At 46.0% G+C, this 23,534-nt stretch carries 23 protein-coding genes; 2 read left to right on the top strand and 21 right to left on the bottom strand.

The annotated features are described in order from the left end of the window. Positions 1-7: 7 nt before the first annotated feature. The 16 genes from UNH61_RS00995 to UNH61_RS00920 form a co-directional block, all read right to left on the bottom strand. Positions 8-1,444 (bottom strand): NADH-quinone oxidoreductase subunit M, encoded by a 1,437-nt coding sequence (locus UNH61_RS00995; RefSeq protein WP_326990239.1) that lies wholly within the window; start codon positions 1,442-1,444, stop codon positions 8-10. A gap of 33 nt (positions 1,445-1,477) precedes the next feature. Beyond that, entirely contained in the window at positions 1,478-3,376 is a 1,899-nt protein-coding gene (nuoL, locus tag UNH61_RS00990) for an NADH-quinone oxidoreductase subunit L (protein ID WP_326990238.1), read from the bottom strand. Positions 3,377-3,431: 55 nt separating this feature from the next. After that, entirely contained in the window at positions 3,432-3,749 is a 318-nt protein-coding gene (gene nuoK, locus UNH61_RS00985; RefSeq protein WP_079469422.1) for an NADH-quinone oxidoreductase subunit NuoK, read from the bottom strand. Between the two features lie 78 nt (positions 3,750-3,827). Then, a complete protein-coding gene (locus tag UNH61_RS00980) occupies positions 3,828-4,319 on the bottom strand; it encodes an NADH-quinone oxidoreductase subunit J (RefSeq protein ID WP_326990237.1) in 492 nt (163 codons plus the stop codon). Between the two features lie 58 nt (positions 4,320-4,377). Further along, positions 4,378-4,881 carry an NADH-quinone oxidoreductase subunit NuoI gene (nuoI, locus tag UNH61_RS00975; protein ID WP_326990236.1) on the bottom strand — a complete coding sequence of 168 codons (504 nt, stop codon included), beginning with the start codon at positions 4,879-4,881 and terminating at the stop codon, positions 4,378-4,380. 46 nt (positions 4,882-4,927) lie between these two features. Then, positions 4,928-5,971 (bottom strand): NADH-quinone oxidoreductase subunit NuoH, encoded by a 1,044-nt coding sequence (nuoH, locus tag UNH61_RS00970; RefSeq protein WP_326990235.1) that lies wholly within the window; start codon positions 5,969-5,971, stop codon positions 4,928-4,930. 21 nt (positions 5,972-5,992) lie between these two features. Continuing rightward, positions 5,993-7,081: a 2Fe-2S iron-sulfur cluster-binding protein gene (locus UNH61_RS00965; protein WP_326990234.1), complete on the bottom strand. Its 1,089-nt coding sequence runs from the start codon at positions 7,079-7,081 to the stop codon at positions 5,993-5,995. Between the two features lie 87 nt (positions 7,082-7,168). Further along, positions 7,169-8,527 (bottom strand): NADH-quinone oxidoreductase subunit NuoF, encoded by a 1,359-nt coding sequence (gene nuoF / locus UNH61_RS00960; protein WP_326990233.1) that lies wholly within the window; start codon positions 8,525-8,527, stop codon positions 7,169-7,171. Positions 8,528-8,590: 63 nt separating this feature from the next. After that, positions 8,591-8,785 carry a hypothetical protein gene (locus tag UNH61_RS00955; protein ID WP_326990232.1) on the bottom strand — a complete coding sequence of 65 codons (195 nt, stop codon included), beginning with the start codon at positions 8,783-8,785 and terminating at the stop codon, positions 8,591-8,593. Positions 8,786-8,802: 17 nt separating this feature from the next. Then, entirely contained in the window at positions 8,803-9,306 is a 504-nt protein-coding gene (locus UNH61_RS00950; RefSeq protein WP_326990231.1) for an NAD(P)H-dependent oxidoreductase subunit E, read from the bottom strand. A gap of 51 nt (positions 9,307-9,357) precedes the next feature. Continuing rightward, a complete protein-coding gene (locus UNH61_RS00945; protein WP_326990230.1) occupies positions 9,358-10,578 on the bottom strand; it encodes an NADH-quinone oxidoreductase subunit D in 1,221 nt (406 codons plus the stop codon). Between the two features lie 12 nt (positions 10,579-10,590). Beyond that, positions 10,591-11,106, bottom strand: a complete 516-nt coding sequence (locus UNH61_RS00940) for an NADH-quinone oxidoreductase subunit C (RefSeq protein WP_326990229.1) — start codon at positions 11,104-11,106, stop codon at positions 10,591-10,593. A 43-nt stretch (positions 11,107-11,149) separates the two neighbouring features. Beyond that, positions 11,150-11,713: an NADH-quinone oxidoreductase subunit B gene (locus tag UNH61_RS00935; RefSeq protein ID WP_326990228.1), complete on the bottom strand. Its 564-nt coding sequence runs from the start codon at positions 11,711-11,713 to the stop codon at positions 11,150-11,152. A 25-nt stretch (positions 11,714-11,738) separates the two neighbouring features. Then, positions 11,739-12,230, bottom strand: coding sequence for an NADH-quinone oxidoreductase subunit A (locus tag UNH61_RS00930; RefSeq protein ID WP_326990227.1), 492 nt, complete (start codon positions 12,228-12,230; stop codon positions 11,739-11,741). A gap of 69 nt (positions 12,231-12,299) precedes the next feature. Beyond that, on the bottom strand, positions 12,300-14,060 hold the full coding sequence (locus UNH61_RS00925; protein WP_326990226.1) for a tetratricopeptide repeat protein: 1,761 nt from the start codon (positions 14,058-14,060) through the stop codon (positions 12,300-12,302). Between the two features lie 36 nt (positions 14,061-14,096). Continuing rightward, positions 14,097-15,020, bottom strand: coding sequence for a substrate-binding domain-containing protein (locus UNH61_RS00920; RefSeq protein WP_326990225.1), 924 nt, complete (start codon positions 15,018-15,020; stop codon positions 14,097-14,099). Positions 15,021-15,587: 567 nt separating this feature from the next. Between UNH61_RS00920 and UNH61_RS00915 the strand changes: the two genes are divergently transcribed. Together UNH61_RS00915 and hisS are read left to right on the top strand one after the other, a co-directional pair. Next, on the top strand, positions 15,588-16,025 hold the full coding sequence (locus UNH61_RS00915; protein WP_326990224.1) for a low molecular weight protein-tyrosine-phosphatase: 438 nt from the start codon (positions 15,588-15,590) through the stop codon (positions 16,023-16,025). A gap of 18 nt (positions 16,026-16,043) precedes the next feature. Continuing rightward, complete coding sequence (gene hisS, locus UNH61_RS00910; RefSeq protein ID WP_326990223.1) at positions 16,044-17,393, top strand: histidine--tRNA ligase; 1,350 nt, start codon at positions 16,044-16,046, stop codon at positions 17,391-17,393. Between the two features lie 83 nt (positions 17,394-17,476). On the opposite strand, the gene UNH61_RS00905 is transcribed toward hisS, so the two are convergent. The 5 genes from UNH61_RS00905 to UNH61_RS00885 all read right to left on the bottom strand — a co-directional run bounded on the left by UNH61_RS00905 (position 17,477) and on the right by UNH61_RS00885 (position 23,522). Next, positions 17,477-19,516, bottom strand: coding sequence for a cytochrome c biogenesis protein CcdA (locus UNH61_RS00905; protein ID WP_326990222.1), 2,040 nt, complete (start codon positions 19,514-19,516; stop codon positions 17,477-17,479). A gap of 104 nt (positions 19,517-19,620) precedes the next feature. Further along, positions 19,621-20,076, bottom strand: a complete 456-nt coding sequence (locus UNH61_RS00900) for a protein-disulfide reductase DsbD domain-containing protein (protein ID WP_326990221.1) — start codon at positions 20,074-20,076, stop codon at positions 19,621-19,623. Between the two features lie 35 nt (positions 20,077-20,111). Then, complete coding sequence (purQ, locus tag UNH61_RS00895; protein ID WP_326990220.1) at positions 20,112-20,804, bottom strand: phosphoribosylformylglycinamidine synthase subunit PurQ; 693 nt, start codon at positions 20,802-20,804, stop codon at positions 20,112-20,114. Positions 20,805-20,990: 186 nt separating this feature from the next. Next, positions 20,991-21,968 (bottom strand): hypothetical protein, encoded by a 978-nt coding sequence (locus UNH61_RS00890; RefSeq protein ID WP_326990219.1) that lies wholly within the window; start codon positions 21,966-21,968, stop codon positions 20,991-20,993. 15 nt (positions 21,969-21,983) lie between these two features. After that, complete coding sequence (locus UNH61_RS00885; protein ID WP_326990218.1) at positions 21,984-23,522, bottom strand: hypothetical protein; 1,539 nt, start codon at positions 23,520-23,522, stop codon at positions 21,984-21,986. Positions 23,523-23,534: the final 12 nt, after the last annotated feature.

Raw genomic sequence — 23,534 nt, 5'->3', positions numbered from 1 at the left:
CCGAATTTCAAAATACTTTATTGACTACTTCAGTGGTGCTGCTCACCAGGTCCAGCATTGGCTTGGGATATACACCCATCACAAGGATTATTATCACGATCAGGCTCAGCGCCAGCGCTTCTCCTGGTTGCAGGTCTGTAGTAGTTTCAGTTAAGGTATTACTCTGGCCGAATATCACTTTCTGGATCATACCCAGGGTATATACTGCAGAAAGAATGATTCCCAATCCGGCAAATGCCATGAACCAATGATTATACTGGAACAATCCGCTGAACATCAGGAACTCACCGATGAAACCGTTGGTAAGTGGCAAACCGATGTTAGCAAGACTGATAATGACGAGGAAGATAGCCATACGTGGTGCTTTCCGGGCCATGCCGCCCAGCTGATCCATATTCTTTACCCCAAGACGCTGCTGAATCACATCTACGATTATCCACAGGCCGATGATATTGATGCCGTGGTTGAACATCTGTATAAGCATACCCTGCAGGCTCTGCTCATTATTTGCGAATATAGCTGCGCACATTAAACCAATATGCGCAATAGAAGAATAAGCAATCAAACGTTTGAGATCATTCTGCACCATCGCAATAGCAGATGCGTAAATGATACCAATAATACATAACACGATCACAACATCCGCCCACATGCCAACTCCCTGAGGAACCAGCAGGAGGCACCAGCGGAGCAGGCCGAACAATCCCATTTTCACCATCAAACCAGACAGGATCATGGTTACCGGGGTAGGAGATTGTTCATAAGTATCCGGCTGCCATGTATGAAAAGGAAATACCGGCATCTTGATGGCAAATGCTACAAAAAACAGCCAGAACAACCATTTCTGCTTTTCCGGAGCCAGCGCCAGGCTGCTGAAGGCTGTCCAGCTGAAGGAATGGTCTGGTGTCTGGAAATAAAGGTAGATAATACCTACCATCATCAACAGAGAACCCACGAAGGTATATACAAAGAATTTGAAGGTAACAGCGATACGTTTCTCTCCTCCCCACAGTGAGCACAGAAAATATACTGGTATCAATGCCAGCTCCCAGAATACGTAGAACAGCAAGGCATCATAAGCGGTAAACACTCCCATCAGGCCCGCCTGTGCCAATAACATCAGGCCATAAAAGGAACCAGGCTTTTCATAGTTACGACTGTAAATGGTAATGAAAACCAACAGAAAAGCTACTGCTGTAAGTAAGCAAAGCATTACTCCCATTCCATCCAGGCCCACCCGGAACTCGCTTCCAAGTTGCGGGATCCATTCTGCAACAAAGTTCAGACTATCCGGAGCAGTACGAAAACGGCACCATGTTCCGATTGCCAGCACCACTGTTGCCAGTGATGAGATCATACTCAGCACCTTCGGTCCGGATCCCTTCAGGCCAAATGCAATAAGGCCGGCTATGAGAGGAATCAATATTAATAAAACTGTCAACATAATTTATCTGCGCTTGTAACTTCTGCTATTGGTTTATAATAAGAATCCGATCACAAATAATACAATCATACCGATCACCATGGCAAAGATGTAGAAACCAACCTGACCACTCTGAACGAGGCGGATCTGCTGGCTTCCCCATTGAACACCACGGCCTACTCCATTCACTAACCGGTCAATTCCGGATTTTTCCACTGTATCACGGAAGAAACGGGCTAATTCGTAAAGCGGTTTTACAATGATTGTATCATATAATTCATCCACATACCATTTGTTTTCCAGCATTTTCGCAAGACCGGTGTTTTCTGTACCTGCATCTTCATAATTCGCAAACTTCTTACGCGCCAGCAGAATAAATATGATGACCAGCACACTGCTCAGTCCCATCAGCAGCCATTCGGTACCGTGCGACAGGTGATGTTCTACTGCAAATGGTGCAGAAGGTGCAAATACCGGAGCCAGGTACTCTTCCAGCAGGTTCTTTGTTCCAAATACTTCCGGCAGGCCAACATAACCGCCGAAAATGGAAAGAACAGCCAGTATGATCAAAGGAATAGTAATAGCTGAAGGACTTTCATGCAGATGGTGTTCCTGTTCATGCGTACCCCTGAAGGATCCGCTGAATGTAATGTAGTACAGGCGGAACATATAGAAAGCCGTCATCAGTGCGCCTGCCAGGCCCAGTACATACAATACGGGGTTGTTGGCATATGCCTGTGCGAGAATCTCATCTTTGGAGAAGAATCCGGAGAAACCTGGGATACCGGCAATAGCCAGGCAGCCCACGAGGAATGTCCAGCTGGTAGTAGGCATGAATTTCTTCAAACCACCCATTTTGCGGATATCCTGTTCGCCTCCCATGGCATGAATAACAGAACCGGAACCGAGGAACAGCAAGGCTTTGAAGAAGGCATGTGTCATTACGTGGAAGACCGCCGCTCCATAAGCACCTACGCCCAGGGCCAGGAACATATAACCCAGCTGGCTCACTGTAGAATAAGCCAGTACTTTTTTGATATCATTTTGTTTGAGTGCGATAGAAGCAGCAAACAGCGCTGTAGCCAGGCCCACAATAGCTACTACAGTCTGGATATGAGGCGCCAGCGTATAAAGTACGTTGCTGCGTGCAATCATATAAATACCGGCTGTTACCATCGTAGCAGCGTGGATCAGGGCCGACACCGGTGTTGGACCCGCCATCGCATCAGGCAACCAGGTATACAACGGGATCTGAGCCGATTTACCCATGGCACCTACAAACAACAACATCGCTATCGCAGTGATGATGCCGTTGTTCATCCCCATCGGCGCTGCCTTTGCAAATACTTCAGGGAAAGTAACTGTGCCAAACTGCGTGATCATGAAGAAGATGGCAATCAGGAAACCCAGATCACCAATACGGTTCATAACAAATGCTTTCTTAGCCGCGTTGTTGTAATTCGTATTGTTAAACCAGAAACCGATCAGGAGATAAGAACAAAGTCCTACACCTTCCCAACCAATGAACATCATTACATAGTTGGCGCCCAGCACCAGGATCAGCATGGAGAAAACGAAGAGGTTCAGATAAGCAAAGTATCTCGCGAAACTTTCGCTGCTTTCTTCATGCATATAGGAAGTAGAGTAGATATGAATCAGGGTACCTACACCAGTGATCACCAGCAGGAACAAGGCACTCAGCTGATCTACCTGGAATGCAAAAGGGATATGCAGAGCGCCCACATTGATAAAATCGAACAGGTGAACTGTCTGTGCAGAAAATCCCGGGGCTTTTACTTCAAAAAATATCAGCAAGCTAATCACAAAGGACGCCAGTACTGCGCCACTTCCAACAATTCCAACGAGAGACTTGGATAAAAATCTGCGTCCCAATCCATTTACCAGGAAACCTAATAACGGTAAAAATGGTACCAGCCAAACTAGATTAATCATTTATCAATTCTATTTACGACGTCGAAAAATTTAATAATTACTGCAAGCGGAATTATTAATTTTTCAGCCTGTTAAGAATGTTAATATCTACTGAGTGTGTATTTCTGTAGACCATTGTAATAATAGCCAGTCCCACTGCTACTTCTGCAGCTGCCACCACCATAATGAAGAACACAAAAAGCTGTGCAGATCCTGCATCCACCCTTCCTGCATCCGCCCACATCTTGGAGAAAGATACCATCAGGAGATTAACGGCATTCAGCATCAGCTCTATGCACATAAAAATAATGATCGCATTTCTGCGCATCAGCACACCCATCACACCTATACAAAACAGGGCGATACTCAGGAATATGTAATATTGAACAGGCATAAAAAAATTGCGGATTAGGAATTAAGATTTAAGAATTACCAGTCAGCTGCCCGCATAGCGGAACAGACAGATTGGCTGCTATTTTCTACCGATTACTACGGCTCCCACCATTGCACTCAGGAACAGGATGCTGCTTACTTCAAATGGTACCACATACTGTTTGAACAGGGTCTGCCCCAGGTTCCTGATCAATCCGATGTCAGTTGCCTGAGCGCTCAGTGCCGGCATACTTGCATCCCGCAGTGCTGCTACCAGCACCACCAGCAAAGCTCCTCCGCTAATAGCTCCGGCATATTTCAGCCAGTTACGTTTCTGCGGTTCCAGCTCGGCATTCAGATTCATGAGCATCATCACGTACAGGAACAATACCATGATAGCGCCTGCATATACAATGATATGCACAACAGCCAGGAACTGGGCATTCATCATAATATAATGCCCCGCTATGGTAAAGAATGTTACGATCAGGCACAACACGCTCGTCACAGGATTTTTACTCAATACCACGCCTAACGCTGATACCAACGCCACGACCGACAGCACCATGAAAATTATTTGTTGTATACTCATTCCCATCTCTGCTATGTTTGACTATTATATTTTTAGCTTATGTGCGCTGTGAAAAATATTATTTACCTGTTTTCGGATCAGGGATCAGCAGGTCATTTTTGCCATAGATGAAGCCTTTACGCTGATAGTTAGCCGGAGCAAAGGTTTCAGACAGGTAAATGGCATCCTTAGGACAAGCTTCTTCACAAAAACCACAGAAGATGCAACGCAGCATATTGATCTCATATTTTGCCGCATATTTTTCTTCCCGGTACAGATTTTCCTCACCTGGCTTACGCTCTGCTGCTTCCATGGTAATAGCCTCAGCAGGACATGCCACCGCGCACAACCCACAGGCTGTACATCTTTCACGTCCTTCTTCATCCCTGTTCAGAATGTGCAGTCCACGGAATACCGGGCTGAATTCACGCTGTTTTTCAGGAAAGCTCACAGTTGCCTTACGCTGGAAAATATGTTTAAACGTGATGCCCATACCTCTGGCAATAGCAGGAATGTAGGCCTTCTCGAGGAAGGTCATCGGACGGCGGTCCACCTGTTTTGCCCTGTTTGTTAATGCTTGCATAATGCTTTATTTAATCCACACTATCGTGTGTATTTAATTAGATGAATTAATGTTGACGCGCCAGTATCACCGCTCCTGTAACCAGCATATTCGCCAGCGCCAGTGGTATCATTACTCTCCAGCCCAAACGCATCAGTTGGTCGTACCTGAACCTTGGAAGCGTCCATCTTACCCACATAAAGAAGAATATAAAGCCCAGTATTTTAATGAACAGCGCCAAAAAGCCTAATAACGTAATGATGTTAGGATCCAGCTGCAGCCTGTCCATGCCCGGGAAATGATAACCTCCGAAGTACATGGTAGCCATCAGTGCTGAACTGACAAACATGTTGATATATTCCGCAAAAAGGAAGAAACCCAGTTTCATGGAAGAATATTCCAGGTGATAACCACCATTCAGCTCATTCTCTGCTTCCGGTAAATCGAACGGAGCACGATTACATTCAGCAAAAGCACAAACCAGGAAGATGAAGAAGCCCAGCGGTTGTACGACGACGTTCCACAATCCATGACGCTGTTGCTCCACAATATCTTTCAGGCTGAGAGAGCCTGTATACATGAGCAATGCGATCAAAGCCAGCCCCATCGGCAGTTCATAGGAGATGATCTGGGAAGCTGCACGGATAGATGCCAGCAGGGAGTATTTGTTATTGGAAGACCAGCCACCAAGCATAATTCCATATACGCCCATACTCACTACACCGAATATAAACAAGATACCGATGTTCACATCCGCAACCTGCAGTGAGATAGTACGACCGGCAATGGTCAGCGTATCTCCCCAGGGAATTACCGCACTGGTCATACAGGCTACCAGCATAGCGATAGACGGACCCAGTACGAAGAGGAAACGGTTGGAATTGGTAGGAATGATCTCTTCTTTGAAGAAGAGTTTTCCCCCATCCGCCAGCGGTTGCAATAGCCCCAGCGGACCGGCACGGTTCGGGCCTAAACGGTCCTGTATCCAGGCCGCAATCTTTCTTTCGCCCCAGGTAGAGTACATCGCTACTACCAGTGACAACACCAGCACTCCCGAAATCAGGAGCACTTTTTCAATAATAAAAAACCAATCTATGCTTAATAAGGTCATACTTACACGTAATTACGATTGTTACTTCTTAAAATCATCAGAGTGAGCCGGGCCGTTGATCTTCGACAGGTCTATTTCCGGCCTGTTTACCTGGCTTTCAGAGTGAATATCAAACAACAGCCTTGGCTGTCTTCCATCCAGTACTTCCACCAGCGGATCCTTAGGTTTTACGGTATTCACGTAATGACCTTGTGAAATAACGCTGTTACGCTCTACTTTACGCGGGCCTTCAATCACCCAGTCTTTAATATCTTTCTTATCGAAACGGCAGGTATCGCAGATGAAGTCTTCTACTTCGCCATATTTATCCTTGCGGGCAGTTACGCGGAACACTTCGTTACCACGCATCCACAGCACAGTTTTACCACAGCACTTCGGATTTTCACAGTCGCGGTGAGCATCTACCGGCTTCAGGAACCAAACGCGGTTTTTAAAGCGGAAGGTCTGATCTGTCAATGCACCTACGGGACAAACATCAATTACGTTTCCGATAAAATCGTTGTCGAGTGACTGGGAGATATAAGTACCTATTTCGGAGGCATCTCCACGACCCAGCACGCCGTGTTCGCGTTTATTAGTGAGCTGGTCAGCAGTGAACACACAACGGTAGCAAAGGATGCAACGTGTCATGTGCAGCTTGATCTTATCGCCCAGGTCCACTTTATCGAAAGTTCTGCGTTTGAATTCGTAGCGTGTAGCATCTGCGCCATGCTCATAGCTCAGATCCTGCAGGTGGCATTCACCAGCCTGGTCGCAGATAGGGCAATCCAGCGGGTGATTCAGCAGCAGGAATTCCACGATGCCTTTGCGGGCATCCTGTACTTCCGGGGAAGTAATATTTGCCACTTCCATACCATCCATTACAGTAGTACGGCAGCTGGCAACCAGTTTAGGCATAGGACGCGGATCCGCATCGGAGCCTTTGGTAACTTTTACGAGGCAGGTACGGCATTTACCACCGCTGCCCTGTAGTTTAGAGTAGTAACACATGGCCGGCGGTACTACGTCTCGTCCTATCTGTCTGGCCGCATTCAATATGGTTGTACCGGGTTCCACCTCTACAGAGATGTTATCGATCTTAACCTTAAATAATTTTTTTTCGTCCGCCATTTTATTATTTTTTTTGCCCGTAACGCCACCGGGGGGGCCAGGGAGCAAAGTTTATATTTTTATATGCGTTTATTTTTCAGAGCTATATCACACGGCAGCAGGCACTGGCAGCGGATCTGCATAATGTGCCAGACCGAAGTTACGGGTCTGGGATTCCTGCGGATTAGCCACATGCCATTCGAACTCGTCACGGAAATGACGGATAGCTGCGGCAACAGGCCAGGCAGCAGCATCGCCCAGCGGGCAGATGGTATTTCCTTCTATCTTGCGTTGAATATCCCACAACAGGTCAATATCGCTCATCTTACCTTTACCGTACTCGATGTTGTGCAATACTTTCTTCATCCAACCGGTACCTTCACGGCAAGGGCTGCACTGACCACAGCTTTCGTGATGGTAGAAGCGGGCAAAAGTAAGGGTATTACGTACGATACACTGGTCCTCATCCATTACGATAAAGCCTCCTGAACCCAACATGGATCCGGTCGCAAAACCGCCATCAGCCAGGCTTTCGTAGGTCATCATACGGGTTTCGCCTTTGGCTGTTTTCAGCAACAGGTTAGACGGCAGTACCGGAACAGAAGATCCGCCGGGAATGCAGGCTTTCAGGCGCTTGCCATTTTTGATACCACCACAATATTCGTCAGAGAAAATGAATTCTTCTACAGAGATGTTCATCTCGATCTCATATACACCCGGCTTGTTGATATTACCACAGGCAGAGATCAGTTTTGTACCGGTAGATTTACCGGTACCGATTTTTACGTATTCGTCGCCGCCGATGTTGATAATAGGAACTACGGCAGATAATGTCTCTACGTTATTCACTACTGTCGGGCATTGCCATAATCCTTTCACAGCCGGGAACGGCGGCTTAATGCGGGGATTACCGCGCTTTCCTTCCAGTGATTCTATCAGGGCAGTTTCTTCACCGCAGATATAGGCGCCTGCACCGCGTTGTACATATATTTCCAGGTCGTAGCCGGTACCGAGGATATTTTTACCCAGCCAGCCCTTGTTCTTAGCTTCTGCAATAGCCTGTTCCAGGATATCGGGGATCCAGGCATATTCACCACGAATGTAGATGTAACAACTATTGGCGCCGAGAGCGAAACTGGAGATGAGAAGTCCTTCGATAAGCAGGTGGGGGATGTATTCCATGAGGTAGCGGTCCTTGAAGGTACCTGGTTCCGATTCATCGGCGTTGCAGACCAGGTAACGGGGAACTCCTTCCGGCTTGGCGATGAAACTCCATTTCAGACCGGTTGGAAACCCTGCACCACCGCGACCTCTCAGGCCACTCTTCTTCACTTCATCCAGTACGCCGTCAGGCCCCAGGGTTTTCAGTGCTTTTTCAGCTGCTGCATAACCACCATTGCTCCGGTAGGTGTCGTAGTACCGGATGCCTTCAATATGTGCTTTATCTAACAATAATTTGCGTCCCATTGTCTTCCTTATGGTGAAATGTTACCGGCTCACCCGGCTCCATTCAGATTTTGTATATCACTATTATGCTTTACGTATACCATGCTGCGAGATGCGGTTAGCCAGTCTGAAGAACAGCAGGCCGGCACCTCCGCCGCAAATAAATGAAACCAGCGAGTCGTCGACCCGCCATAATGCTGTCAGTAATCCTACCAGCAACAGTGCTTCCACAGCCTGAAGTCTGTGGCGCAGGTACATTTCTCTTACGCGTATGAACATATAGCTTTTCAGTTACGTTAGTTTGCGTTTGCTTTAGCCCGGCATTCTGCAATGATTTCATCCACCTTTGCAGGAGTCAGGTGTTCACGGTAATGTTTGCCCAGCTGCATCATGGGTGCATATCCACAGGCTCCGAGGCACTCTACTGTTTTGAGCGTAAACAGCCCGTCCGGTGTAGTTTCGCCCACACCTATACCCAGTTTATTTTTTATATAACCAATGATCTGATCGGAACCGCTTACCATGCAGGGGCCTGTCTGGCACACCTCAAACAGAAAAGCGCCTACCGGTTTCAGGTTAAACATGCTATAGAAGGTGGCCACCTCATATACCTCGATCGGTTCCAGTTGCAGCAGGCCTGCAACGTAGTCCATCGTTTCTGCACTCAGCCATCCCCCAAATGTTTCCTGGGCCAGATGAAGCACCGGTATCAGCGCACTTTTCTGCTTCCCTTCCGGGTAGCGTGCGATGATCTCTTTTACTTTATTCAGTTTCTCTTCAGAAAATTGAACCACAGCCATTATTTTAATCAGCTTAAATCTTCTTAAATATTCTTACCGTTCTCAACACTGTTATGCATCCAGCTCACCCGCAATCAGGTTCAGGCTACTCATCACGATGATAGCATCGCTGAGCATAGTACCTTTCACCAGTTCAGGATAGGCCTGGTAGTAGATGAAGCACGGACGACGGAAGTGCAAACGGTAAGGGCTGCGGCCTCCATCACTGATCAGGTAAAAGCCCAGTTCGCCGTTAGCGCCTTCTACCGAGTTGTATACTTCACCCGGCAGTATCTCCGCTTCTCCCATCACTATTTTAAAGTGATAGATCAGCGCTTCCATTTTTGTATAAACATCTTTTTTCTCCGGAAGATAGTAGGCAGGAACATCTGCATGATACACATCATCAGGCAGGCTTTTCAGTTTTTCCATAGCCTGACGGATAATGCTGATACTTTCCCACATTTCGGCGTTACGCACCTGGAAACGGTCGTAGCAATCGCCCGTGGTACCAACCGGTATAGAAAAGTCGAAATCCTGGTAGGAACTATAAGGATTGGCTACACGTACATCATAATCCACACCGGCAGCACGCAGATTGGGTCCTGTAAAACCATAGCTGAGCGCCCTTTCCGCACTGATGCCACCAATACCCTGCGTACGTTCCATAAAGATACGGTTGCGGGTCAGCAGCGTTTCAAACTCCTTCAGCACAGCAGGATATTCATCGAGGAAACGCTGGATCTTTGCAAATGCTGCATCAGAGAAATTCCGCTCAAACCCTCCGATCCGGCCAATGTTGGTAGTCAGACGGGAACCACATATTTCCTCGTATATTTCATATATCAGTTCGCGATAGGTCATTACATACACAAAACCAGTGAGTGCGCCGGTATCAACGCCCATTACCGAACTACAGATCAGGTGATCTGCAATACGGGCCAGTTCCATGATGATCACACGTAAGTAATCCACCCGCTTAGGCGTTTCAATGCCCAGCAGCTTCTCTACTGTCAGCAACCAACCCATGTTATTAATAGGAGCAGAACAGTAGTTCAGACGGTCTGTCAGTGGCGTAATCTGGTAATAAGGGCGACGTTCCGCTATCTTCTCAAAAGCACGGTGGATATACCCTACGGTAGATACCGCGCTCACAATCTTTTCGCCATCGATTTCCAGAATGTTCTGAAAAACCCCATGGGTAGCCGGGTGAGTAGGACCGAGGTTAAGCGTCGTCGTATCCTTTTCAATAGAGCCTTCCGGCAGTTTTATATGTTGTTTCTGATCTAACATAACCTGGTAGTATTAAAAATTTCCTCCCCTTCCAAACATTTCATCATCCTTATCGATACGCATGGCATCTTCCAGCGGATATTCCTTTCTCATTGGGAAATAGGTCATTTCGTCCACATTCAGCACACGTATCAGGTTAGGATGCCCAACGAAATTGATTCCGAAAAAATCATAGGTTTCGCGTTCCATCCAGTTGGCAGATTCATACAGGGCGGTAGCGGTGAATACATCTGGTTTGGCTACCGGAGCAAACACCTTCAGGCGAAGCCTGATATTATCCTGCAGGTTGTGCAGATGATAAACTACTGCCAGCTCCTCATTTTTCCGCTCCGGATAATGGACACCAGTGATGTCCGTTAAAAAGCGAAAACGCAATTCCTCATCATCAAACAGGAATTGCATTACTTTCAGGTTATAATCTTTCTGAGCGGTGAGGGTAAGCATCCCAAACGGCTCCTCGAAGCCGGTTAGCACATCTCCAAACTTCTCCGTAAGGCGTTGCTGTATGCGTTCGTTTGTTAAAGACATTAACAATTTGAAATTTACGTTTTACAAATAACCGTTCACCTTCTTACTTGATACCGTAAGATTCCATCAGTTCTTTATACCTGTCGGAGTTACGGCGGCGAAGACTTTCCTGGCCAACCAGGGCCTGAATTTTCATGAATCCGTCTATGATACCTTCCGGTCTTGGCGGGCATCCGGGTACATACACATCTACCGGGATCACCTGATCAATACCCTGTAATACGGAATAAGTATCAAAAATTCCACCGCTGGATGCACAGGCTCCAACAGCCATTACCCAGCGGGGCTCAGCCATCTGCAGGTATACCTGACGCACAATGGGGCCCATTTTTTTGGAGATAGTTCCCATTACCATCAGCAGGTCGCACTGGCGCGGCGTAAAAGCCATACGCTCTGCCCCGAAACGGGCCAGGTCGTAAGTAGCCGCCATAGTGGCCATAAACTCGATACCACAGCAGGAAGTGGCGAATGGTAAAGGCCAGATGGAGTTTTTACGCGCCAGACCTATTACCTTATCAAAAGAGGTGGCATAAAATCCCTCCCCGGAATATCCCTCAGGGATCTCCACCATCTTCACTTTGTTGTTATATTGAACCGGACGAGCCATTTTGATTTAATTTAATGATTTACAATTAGTCTTCCCATTTCAAAGCGCCCTTCTTCACAATATAGATAAACCCACACAGGAAGAACCCAACAAACATCAGCACGGCAGTGAAGCCTTCCCAACCCAATTCCCTGAAATTAACAGCGTAAGGGTAGAAAAAGATCACCTCAACATCAAATAACACGAAAAGAATAGCCACCAGGAAGTACTTAATAGCTACCGGCTGACGGGCATTCCCTTTCTGTTCAATTCCACTTTCAAAGTTAATAAGCTTATCGCTGGTTTTACGCTTGGGGCCTAAAAAGTGAGTAGCTAGCATTGTGATCCCAACGAAACCTAGAGCAGCAAGTAATTGCAATACTATAGGGAAATAGCTGATTGGAGTAGTCGTTGCTGACAAAAATACAGTTTCTGTATACATAAGCTTCCCGATAAAAACATTGTCCGAATGCGCAAAAATACTGTAACTAAACCAAATATCAAATCTATTAGGAGTTAAAATATTATCTTTTTTCACCAAACGGAAACTAAAAAACCTCCTGTGAGTACAGGAGGTTTTTTTGAGATATATCGGGTATTTTATCCCTTATTTCTTGTTCTGGCCTTTAGCAGCTGGCTTTGCAGCAGGTCTGTTAGACGCCTTTTCACGGGCAGCCATGTTTTCGTTGATCTCTTTCAATGTAATGTTATTAGGATCCACGGAACCCAGCTTTTCAGCATATACTTTTACATTTGCTTTATCCTCTTTAAAATAGTAGTAAAGCAGTTCGTAAGTATAGGCAGTGGTCAGCGTGCTTTTGTTCTTTGCAGGATCGCCCTGTGACATTTCAATGTACTTATCGAAGTATGGCTTAGCTGCACCGGATTGCGCCTGACGGTCTCTCGCGAAATTGCTCTGACCTCTCCAGAAATAACCGGTACCCAGGTCTGGCTTTACTTCGATTACTTTCTGGAAGGCAGCATCCGCTTTGCTCAGCTGAACAGTATCCGCCGGATTTGAAGACACAGCTCCATAGTAGTAGTTAATACCTACGTTAAAGTAATCGATCGCCTGTGGCTGTTCTTTGTTAGCCACGTATAATTCGTTAGCTTTTTCGTAGTATTCAGCTGCAGCAGTATATTTTCTGGCAGCTTTCAGGTTTTCTGCAATCTGGATAAAGGTTTCCGGCTCCTTGGAAGTGATAGAGTTGGAATATTTCTGCAGGTAACCCAGCGCCTTATCAGTATACTGATTCTGAGTAGCAGAATCGCTGGATTTCAGACGCATGTAAATAGTACTCAGCAATTTGTAGTCGTTAGAGTCCAGTTTTGCATCTCCAGCTTTTGCTGCGTAGGCATCCATTACCTTCTGCGCGTTCAGAGAATCACCTTTCTGCAGGTAAGCATCCCCAACGAGGAGGCTCAGCTTGTTCTGGTAGAATTCGTTGGCACTGGGCAGGATAGCCTGGCCTTTGCTGATCGCTGCATCATAATCTTTTTTGAAGAAGGAAATGTAGGCAGACAGATATTGTGTTTTGGTTTTATCTGCCGGGTCAGCTACCGCCATGTATTTTTCCAGGTAGGTAGCAGCGTTATCCCATGACAGCTGATCTTTCTTCGGAGTGATATAGAAGTTAAAGAGCTCGTAGTAAGCCGGACCATAGTTAGGATCCAGTTCAGCGGCACGGGCGAAATCAGCAACAGCATCCTTTTTCAGGCGGGCATTGTAGTTTACAAGACCTTCTTTGGTTACAGCTTCTGCATTCTTAGGATCCAGCTCCAGGGCTTTCTCGTAAGAACTAATAGCTTTACCACCGTTTTCACCACCCAGGTAGCGGTAAGCATCTCCCAGCTCAATATAATCGGCTGCAGTTGGAGTATACGCCTCTTTTTTCTTACGGCCTTCATTGTTCATGAGTTTCTCCATAACAGTGAGGGCGTATGCGCGATCGCCACCTTTTATTTCTGAGTTAGCATCGGCAATAGCACGGGCAACATCTCCATCACGGCCCTGTGTAGCAGTGCTGGCACCATCAAATTTCGTTTTGGCGGCTGCAGCATTTCCCTTCAGCAGGTCAATACGGCCCATACCGGCCTGTAGTAAAGCAGAAGTAGGCACTGCCTGCAGTCCTTTCTGGAAGGTAGCAGCGGCACCGGCAACATCATCTTCTCCAAGCTGAGCTATACCAAGGTAATAATAGGCTTTGTCATCCGTAGGCTTTGCCGCAATCGCTTTCTCGAGATTTTGCCTGGCAGACTGATACTTTTGATAATAAAGATCTTTCAGTCCATCTTCCACAGATTGGGCCATCACACCGCTGGAGGCGGCGCAAAGCAATGCTACGATTAAACTTTTCCGTTTGTTCATGCAATCTGGTTTTTTAGTTTTAGTTGTGTTTTTTTTCTACTTAAGGCTGGCTTCCCTGAATACCACATTTAACCTGGCAGGGAATAGACGGAACTGTTTCATCACCAGCTGTCCTTCATAACTACCGAGAAATGTTGCAAATCCGCTACCGAGGCCATGATGAGGCTCTTTAAGGCAGAAGAAGAAGCCACGTTTTAACGGATAGGTGCCGATACCGATATATGCCTGGTATGGCTTAACGAAATCAGATCCATTGTCGGCCCGCAGTCTTACTACAGAAGCTTTCTGAGTAAATGCCATAGACAATGAATCATTCGGATCTGAGATCCAGCTGACGCCTATCACACCAATCGCGTCTTTACTTTTCGACACGTAATCCACTACATCCGGGTTAGTTTTAGCAGCCATTGTATTGGTCGGCAAAGGTTTACCCTTGTTGATGGAATCCATGATATATCGCACTGTGCTTGAGTTGGCATTATCAAACACCAGTTGCCATTTACGGTCTGTTCCGGCGTTGGTGCCATTCATGATGCCACGCACCTGATCCATGGACAGAATAGAATCCGGGTTACTTTTGTTCACTACCAGAGCAAGCGCATCCCAAGCCAGCAAAAGGCTCTGAGGCGTAATTCTGATTTGCTTGAAGTAATCTCGTTCCTGCTGGTTGAAATCGCGGGTAACGAGTATCATCCGGGCGCTGTCATTTAAAAGATCTTTAAAGCAATCAGCCTCTGGTTTATAAACAGGGATGATATGAGCTTTGGGATACAGTGATTCAAAAACTTTTATTTCAGAATCTATCAGCGGTTTATACGTTTCATCTACACTGATGTGTATGGTACCTTCCGTGGCTGTATCTAATTTTTTCGCATTTGGATTTGGTCCGCAGGAGACCATTACTATAGTTGCCAGTGCCGTTAAATATACAGCATTCATCTTACTAAACCTGAAAAACATATCTTACCTCTTTAGTTCCTGTTAAAAAAAAGTTTCCTTGAACCGTTGTAAACCCTAAAGAGGCCGTAGATAATTAACACAGCACCTACTATCTTCATGCCTGTGGGAGGTAACCGAAATTGTGCCAATCCCATTTGTTGTGCAAAAATTGCAAACAAACCAAAAAGAATAAAAAAAATTCCCCTGATCAGCTCCCCCATTGGCCGATACCTGTTTTCCAGTCTTCTGCCGGTTTGTTCTTCGTGTGTTTCCATGATGCGAGTTACAATTATACAAAAAAAAATTTTTTAATCGGGTAAAGAGAATTTTAGAAGAAAACTAAAAAATGGCCTTAAAACTACACTCTGTTGCTTATCCAGCCGCAATTTGAGCTATTTTCTCAACATGTTGCAATTTTTTCATTCGAAACCCAATCATTTTCCGCAATTTATGATTTGCCGTCATTTCGGGCATTTTCTGGAAAAAAAGTAACATTTTAACATCTCTTTACTTCCCTAAAAAGATGCAAATAGATGCAGATTTCCACAATATCTTGTAGGTTTGCGGCCTGAAATTTAACTTTTTGAGATGAAGATATTGATGGTTTGCCTGGGTAACATTTGTCGTTCCCCACTGGCAGAAGGCATAATGAGGCATCTGGCTGCAGAAAAAGGACTGCAATGGGAAATAGACTCCGCCGGCACCGGTAACTGGCATGTGGGCCATGCGCCGGACCATCGCTCCATCCGAGAAGCCCGGAAACATGGTGTGGATATTTCCGGACTGCGTGGCAGGCAATTTCAAACGGCAGACTTCGATCAGTTCGATCATATATACGTGATGGACCGGAACAATTACGCCGATGTACTGCGTAAAGCCCGCAACGAAGCCGATAAAGCGAAGGTGGAATTCCTGCTGGCAGGTAATAAAGATGTTCCTGACCCCTGGTATGATGATGCACTGTTTGCACCTGTTTATAAAATGATCTACGAGGCCTGCGATACCATCACAGACCGTCAACTATAAAACTTTAATTCTTTTGAAATGATAAAGCCTGGTATTCCAAAAGGCACCCGCGATTTCGGCCCGGTAGTAGTACGCAAACGCAATTACATTTTCCAGACCATCCGCGAAACTTTTGAATTATTTGGTTTCCAGCCACTGGAAACCCCTGCAATGGAGAATTTATCGACACTTACCGGGAAATATGGTGAGGAAGGGGATAAACTGATGTTCAAAGTGCTGAACAACGGCGATATCTTCAACGATGCCCAACAAGCTACAGATAATAAAGAACTGATATCCGCCATTACGGAAAAAGCTCTCAGGTATGATCTTACCATTCCGTTTGCCCGCTATGTGGTAATGAATCAACATGAACTGGCCTTGCCTTTCAAGCGATATCAGATGCAACCGGTATGGCGTGCCGATAAGCCCCAGAAAGGCCGCTATCGCGAATTCTATCAATGTGATGCAGATGTGGTAGGCAGCAATTCCCTCTTAAATGAAGTGGAATTATTGTTGATTTATGATACTGTACTTACCAGACTTGGTATGCAGGGCTATGAGCTCCGGATCAATAACCGCAAGATCCTGTTTGGTCTTGCAGAGGTTATTGGCAAACCGGAATTATTAATGGATATCACCATTTCGATCGATAAATTGGATAAGATCGGCGCAGAAGGAGTGAGAAAAGAACTGCAATCCAGAGGCCTGACAGACGATGAAATCAACATCATCGAAAAATTCCTCGGCATTACCGGTAGCAGCGAAGAAAAACTCGCGCAACTGGGCCAGCTGCTGCAATCATCAGCCACCGCGCTTAAAGGAATTGAAGAATTATCATTTGTTATTAATTCCGGATATGCCAGCTTTAATACCGAACCTGTCATCGATGTTACACTCGCACGTGGCCTGAACTACTACACCGGCCTGATTGTAGAAGTAAAAGCCCCTGCCTCCGTGAAAATGGGTAGCATCGGCGGTGGCGGCCGGTACGATGATCTCACCGGCCTTTTCGGCCTTCCGGGCATCTCCGGCGTGGGCATCTCCTTTGGTGTGGATCGTATATATGATGTACTGGAAGAACTCAACCTCTTCCCCCCTACTGCTCAGCAATCTACCAGAGTGCTGTTCCTGAATCTTGGTGAAACCAGTGCCAGAAAAGCTTTTGAATACATGATGGCGCTGAGGGGGAAAGGTATCGCTGCAGAAATATTCCATGAAAACGCCAAGATGGACAAACAAATGAAATATGCCAACAAGCGGAATATTCCTTTTGTAGTCATCCTCGGAGAATCTGAACTGCAGGAGAATATGATGAGCATTAAGAACCTCGAAAGCGGAAAGCAGGAGAAGATCGGGGCTGAACAAATTCTTTCGTACCAGTTTTAAGATATAACACGTAATAAGCCGAAGGCCTTAGCAGACGACTATTATCTGCTAAGGCCTTCGGCTTATTGCTTAATGTTATATGCTTAATTCTTAGTTCTCTTCTGAAACTCAGCTTTTGCTGCTTCCAGGTATTTCACAAATTCATCCACATCTTCTTTCGGATCATAACCATATCCCTTATTTACCAGCGGCTTGCCTTCCAGATCCACCGGAATGTAATATGGCTGCGAGTTCCGGTTGAAATGAGTGGCTTCCAGATCCAGGTTCTTCTGACCTACGTTGGTGATCTTGCTGCCATCGAACTTCGATACAAAACGCTCTGCTTCCGGTAGCGAAGATTTCTCATCGGTATACAGAGAAGCTACGATAAAGTCGTTACGCAGGATCTTCATCACAGCCGGATTAGAAAGCACTGATTTCTCGAACTTACGGCAGTTTACGCAGGTATGCCCTGTGAAGTCGAGCATCAGCGGCTTATTGGCCGCTTTGGCTGCTGCCTGCGCTTCTTCGTAATCAAAGAATACATTTTCAACGCCCGGGATCTCAGAATGAAGTATGCCTGCCAGCTTCACCGGTTTGATGGTATTAGCATGACTGCCACCACCCGAACCACTGCCAGCACCGCTTTCCAGCGATGCCTGAATATCCACCAGTGATTTATTCAGGTTAAAGTCCTGAGAACCTTCATGCGGCAGGAATCCGCTGATACCTCGCAATGGTGCACCCCACATTCCCGGAATCATATAGATCACGAAGGTGAAGGTAGCAATAGCGAAGCAAAGCCTTGTTACAGTGAGGAAAGGCACATCACTGTCGTGGCTGAATTTCAGCTTCCCTATGAGATACAGGGTCAGCAATCCGAAGATAGCGATCCACAGCGCCAGGAATATTTCCCTGTCGAGCAGATTCCAGTGATAAGCCATATCCACATTCGACAGGAATTTCAATGCCAGCGCCAGTTCCAGGAAACCCAGGGTTACTTTCACTGCATTCAGCCATCCGCCTGATTTGCCGATCTTGTTCAGCAGACTTGGGAATAATGCAAACAGGGAGAAAGGTATAGCCAGGGCCAGTGAGAAACCAAACATTCCCACCAGCGGACCGGAGTTACCTCCTTTTGCTGCCAGCACCAGCAGGTTACCGAGGATCGGACCAGTGCAGGAGAATGATACGATGGCAAGCGTAAGCGCCATGAAAAAGATCCCTAACATGCTGCCCATTCCGGCCTTGGAATCAGATACATTCGCCCAGGAACTGGGTAAACTGATCTCGAATGCCCCAAGGAAAGAAAATGCGAACAACAGGAAAATCACAAAGAAAATCATGTTCGCAATACCGTTGCTGGCCAGTGAGTTCAGCGCGCTGGCTCCGAACAGTTTCGTGATAATGAATCCCAGCAGCGTATAAATGATGATAATCGACAACGAATAAGTAAAGGCATTTTTGATGCCCTGTGCCCTGGTGCCGCTACGCTTGGTGAAGAAGCTAACCGTAATGGGGATCATCGAAAACACACAGGGTGTGATCAATGCAATAAATCCACCACCAAAGCTGGCGATGAATATCCACCATAACGATTTGTTGGAGGCATCATCTTCTGCCACGTCATCTTTCAAAGGAGTAGTGACCGGAGTGCCAGCAGTAGCGGCTTTAGCTGCGGTCCCATCTCCGACGGACACACTGAATGCTTCTTCTTCCGGTACAGCATCCTGCCCCTTCAATGCCATGTAAGTGATGGTACCAGCCAGTTGAGGAATAGCGGCTTTAACTTTTACGCTGGCCACCAACTCTACCTCATTTTCAAAATATTTGATATCCAGGTTGTCGAACAGCGGCTCCTTGCGGTTTTCCAGCTTACCATTTTCGGTAATACCGGCAATAGCCCCATTAACGCTGCTATCCAGCACTATCCTTGTGTTCGGGTCGTCGTTCCCCATGGTAGTGGAGAAAATCAGCCAACCCTTTTCTATCTTGCCCTTCAGATGCAAAACATATTCCTGATCACCTTTCTTCTCCGCGGAAACCTCCCACTTCACAGGTTTTGGGCTTGTTGCGTCCTGTGCTTTTGCACTTAATGAGAACAGTGCAAGAACAGGTATTAAAAATGAAAGCAGTTGCTTCATAAAGTCAATAGGCTTTAAATAATATTGATAAAAGAAAACAAGAAACGAGTTCCCGGTGAGAGGAACTCGTTTTGCGAATATTGTTATCTGTTAACGGATTCAATTTATTTTCCTCCCACACTTACCGCAAACTCTACTTCCTTAGGCGGCAGACACTGGTGATCGTCGCACACCATGAATTCTACAGAGCCTTTTACTTTAGTAGCGGCTTTCCCTTTAACAGCCACCTTTTGTACGAAGTCAACAGTGTTTTCGTAGTATTTCAGTTCGGTGTTAAAGTTCTTATCGAAAGATTTATGCAGTTTACCCACTTCTTCTACTTTACCGGTAGTAGCTGCCAGCGGATTCTTGGTAAACTTGAAAGACGTAGGTACTGGTCCTTCTCCTGATTCCTGTGCATATAAATGCCATCCGGCCTGAATAGATGCAGTGGCATGCACCTCGTAAGTAGTAGCGTTTACCTTCTTGGCGGTAAAGCTCCATTTCACTGGATTCTCTATCTGGGCGCTGGCCAGGATAGGCAAGGCAAATAAAGCCAGTACTGTTAATAATTTTTTCATGCTTTTCTTTTTAATTGGTTGGTTGGTTTGATCTATTAATTGTTATTAATAAGACTTTGTAATATCAGCTGTCCGTCTGTATTGCCCAGAACAGTGCTGGTAGCTCTTTCCGGATGAGGCATCATACCAAATACATTCCTTTCACTGTTACAGATACCTGCAATATTGCGGAGCGCTCCATTCGGGTTAGCAGTGTCAACAATATTGCCAAATTCGTCGCAGTAACGGAACAATACCTGGTTGTTCTTAAACAGCTCGTCCAGTGTAGCCTCATTTGCGTGATAACGACCCTCTCCGTGAGCAACAGGAATCATCAGCGGACGGCCGGTCACGTCTTTCGTAATAGATGCTACATTATTTTCGCTTTTCAGATATACATTCTTACAAACAAACTGCTGGTGCTGATTCAGCAACAATACACCCGGTAACAGGCCAGCTTCGCATAATACCTGGAAACCATTACAAACACCCACTACCCGGCCACCTTTATTGGCAAACTCGATCACACTCTGCATCATCGGACTGAATCTGGCAATAGCACCGCAACGCAGGTAGTCGCCATAAGAGAATCCTCCCGGTAATACAATGCAATCTGCTGTGCTGAATGCGCTCAGGTCCTTATCCTTATGCCACAGTTCTATAACTTCCTGTCCCAGGTCATTACGCAGGGAATCTATCATATCGTGATCGCAGTTAGAGCCGGGAAAGGTGACAACGCCAAATTTCATCTGAAAATGTTTTGTGTTTATATGTAAATAATGCTTTAAAAACTGTTTTTCCCTGTCATTACCCCCATTTTATGCGGATAACAAAACTAAAAGGAAAGGACAAAATTACTTCGCCGTTCGCAATTTTCCATTGCCGTTTGTCCTGTTTTAACAAAAAACTGGTAATCAGCTCATTAAAGATTGCTATCAGCTGAAATATTGCATGACGATTACGTATGCCAGTGTAATAAGGTGGATAATGTTGGCAAAAGTATCGTTAGTAATCGACCAGAATACGTTACCTGCGAACATTGATACCGGTAGTACCGCCAGCACCCAGTAAGCAGCAGAAAAGTGAACATTGAAGAATGGTACCAGCATGGCTACCAGTACGTATATGATAAGAGCGGCCCATATTTTACGGCCCTGTATCAACATTTTTTTCAAAGGACGCTGCAACAGCAGCCAGCCTATCACGAAAAACAGCACACAGGCCACCATAGCGCCCCATACTTTGTAATCAGTGATCAACGGAAGTGATAACCCGATATTCGGAATCTTCCACAACAATGTCATCCGGCTGGTCAGAAACAGGTAAGTACCCATCAGGTACAGCGGACAGAGCAGTCCCAGCAAGGCAATGATCCATTCTGCCAGCCTGAATGCCCTCATGATCAGCATACTGGCAAGTAGTAACAGGCAGAAAATCACTGCCGGGAAATAGAATAACCCGCATATCCCCAATGCAAATCCGATATTGAATACCACATCTCTCGCCGAAGTACGTGTATACAGCTCTGTTATACTGGCAAACACCCACAGCATGATCAGGTTGACGATCAGCGCCGGAGAAAAAACATTCCAGCTTTGCAGCATCGAAGTAAACAACAGGTAACACATTGCCGGCAGGTACGTAGCCCTGGCAAATAACCGGTGATGGTTAATGATCCTGGTAAATAACAGCGATTGCAGGAAGAGCAGCAGTATGGCCAGTGATGTAAATGCCAGCGGGCTGTTACCCAAAATGGTTTGCATCCACTTTACCAGCAAATGGTACAATAATCCCTCCGACCCATCCGCCAGAAAAGACGATGGATGCAGCAGATAATAGAATTTAACAACCAGTGTGTATATTAACAGCAGCAATACCGTCAGAGGATTGCCGGAACGGAAAAATTTTATCACAGTGCAAAGGTGTGATTAAAAGTCAATTTTAGCAAAGCAAATATAATTCCTGTAAACACAGGGTATCACCACTGTCCGTGCACCAATCTGTTTTCCGTAACGGGGCATCCACGTGAATCCTTTGTCGAGGTTGCGCAGGGTTGGCATGCGGTTCACCTTCCCGCCCGGCGCCAGGCTAACATCGGTCAACATAAAGTTCCTTCTTTCCAGCTCATTATACAGGAAACGAAGCTCGCTGCCCACATTTACCATCAGGTAAGACAGATACAGATCAGCATTATCATCGAACTGGCTCTTATGAACGAAATTAGACCATTGCATATTGCCTTCCTCATCAAACGACATTACCGCTACATTATCATAGTGATAACGCAGTCCCTGGGAGTTGTTCCAGTAGTAAGGGTTATAATACATGGAAGAGAACGGAGAATAATAGTACGGAGAATACCAGCCTCCATAGGGGCCATAAAAGCTGCCATAAGGCCCGTACATATAGTTCCAGCGGTTCCAGGGCTGGTACCGGGAAGAAGTAGAAAATGATTCCGCAGTAAGCAGAAATCCTCCGTTGGCAGTATTGATGACTTTCCGGATAAAATAGTCATTAAACGCAGCGTTGGTGCTGGATTCTCCACGGGCATTGGATTTCAGATCATCCGGGAATAGCTGGGAACGCTCATACAGCAGTTTATGCTCGCCATAATCGTACTTATAGAGGTAAAGCCCCTCCACATTGCCGCGCTTCTGCTTATAGTAAAACGCGGTGACCAATGCCGTATGTTTACTGTTATCCAGCTTCATTTTAATTTCATCGAGCAGCTGAGCTTTGAATGCCATGGGTTCTATTTCAAAACTGTCGACCAGCGAGCGTTTTATCACCATACTGCCATTAACCACATAATCCCTGTTAGACGTGCGTTCCAGCTTAGTGAATACAAAATCGCCGGAGTTGGTGAGATTGAAATTGCTGAGGAACTGTCTTTTCTGCATGGGCAGGGCAAGGCGGCTGTTATTCACGAGGCTCATGGTACTGTCGTACAGGAAAGTATAGAACACGTTATTGTCTTCCTTATCCTGGTTGATTTTATACACCATGATGCGGTTCTTATCTTCCGAGATCTCTGTAGAATATACTTTATTGTCTTTGGAATACATGCCGATACGGGTAGAATCCAGCACTACAGGCGCATCCGCAAACTTCGCATCCGGCGACATGGTGGCACATATACTGTAAACTGCATCTTTACGCTGGAACTGGTAGATCATCAACACTTTGTTCGGATAGGCCACGAAATCCATACTGATGATCTTGCGGGGCAGGAAATCGAGCTTTACTCTGTCTTTCAGCTGCATTTCATTATCGTATACAGATACCACATAATCGCCGCGGTCCGCCTTATACACCAGGATGTTACCGGCCACCCGGCCGATAATTTCGAACTCGGTGCTTTTATAGTCATCCTTCTCCGGTTCAGAATAGGTTATTTTCTGCGCCATTGCTGCTGTGCTGATAAAGATCAACAGCAATACTAGTTGTAGACGGTATAGCGTATGCATGCGGTAAAATAG

The sequence above is a fragment of the Chitinophaga sp. 180180018-3 genome (assembly GCF_037893185.1).
GTDB lineage: Bacteria > Bacteroidota > Bacteroidia > Chitinophagales > Chitinophagaceae > Chitinophaga.
Note: the sequence above shows the minus strand (reverse complement) of the source record. Positions and strands in the feature narration are given on the sequence as shown.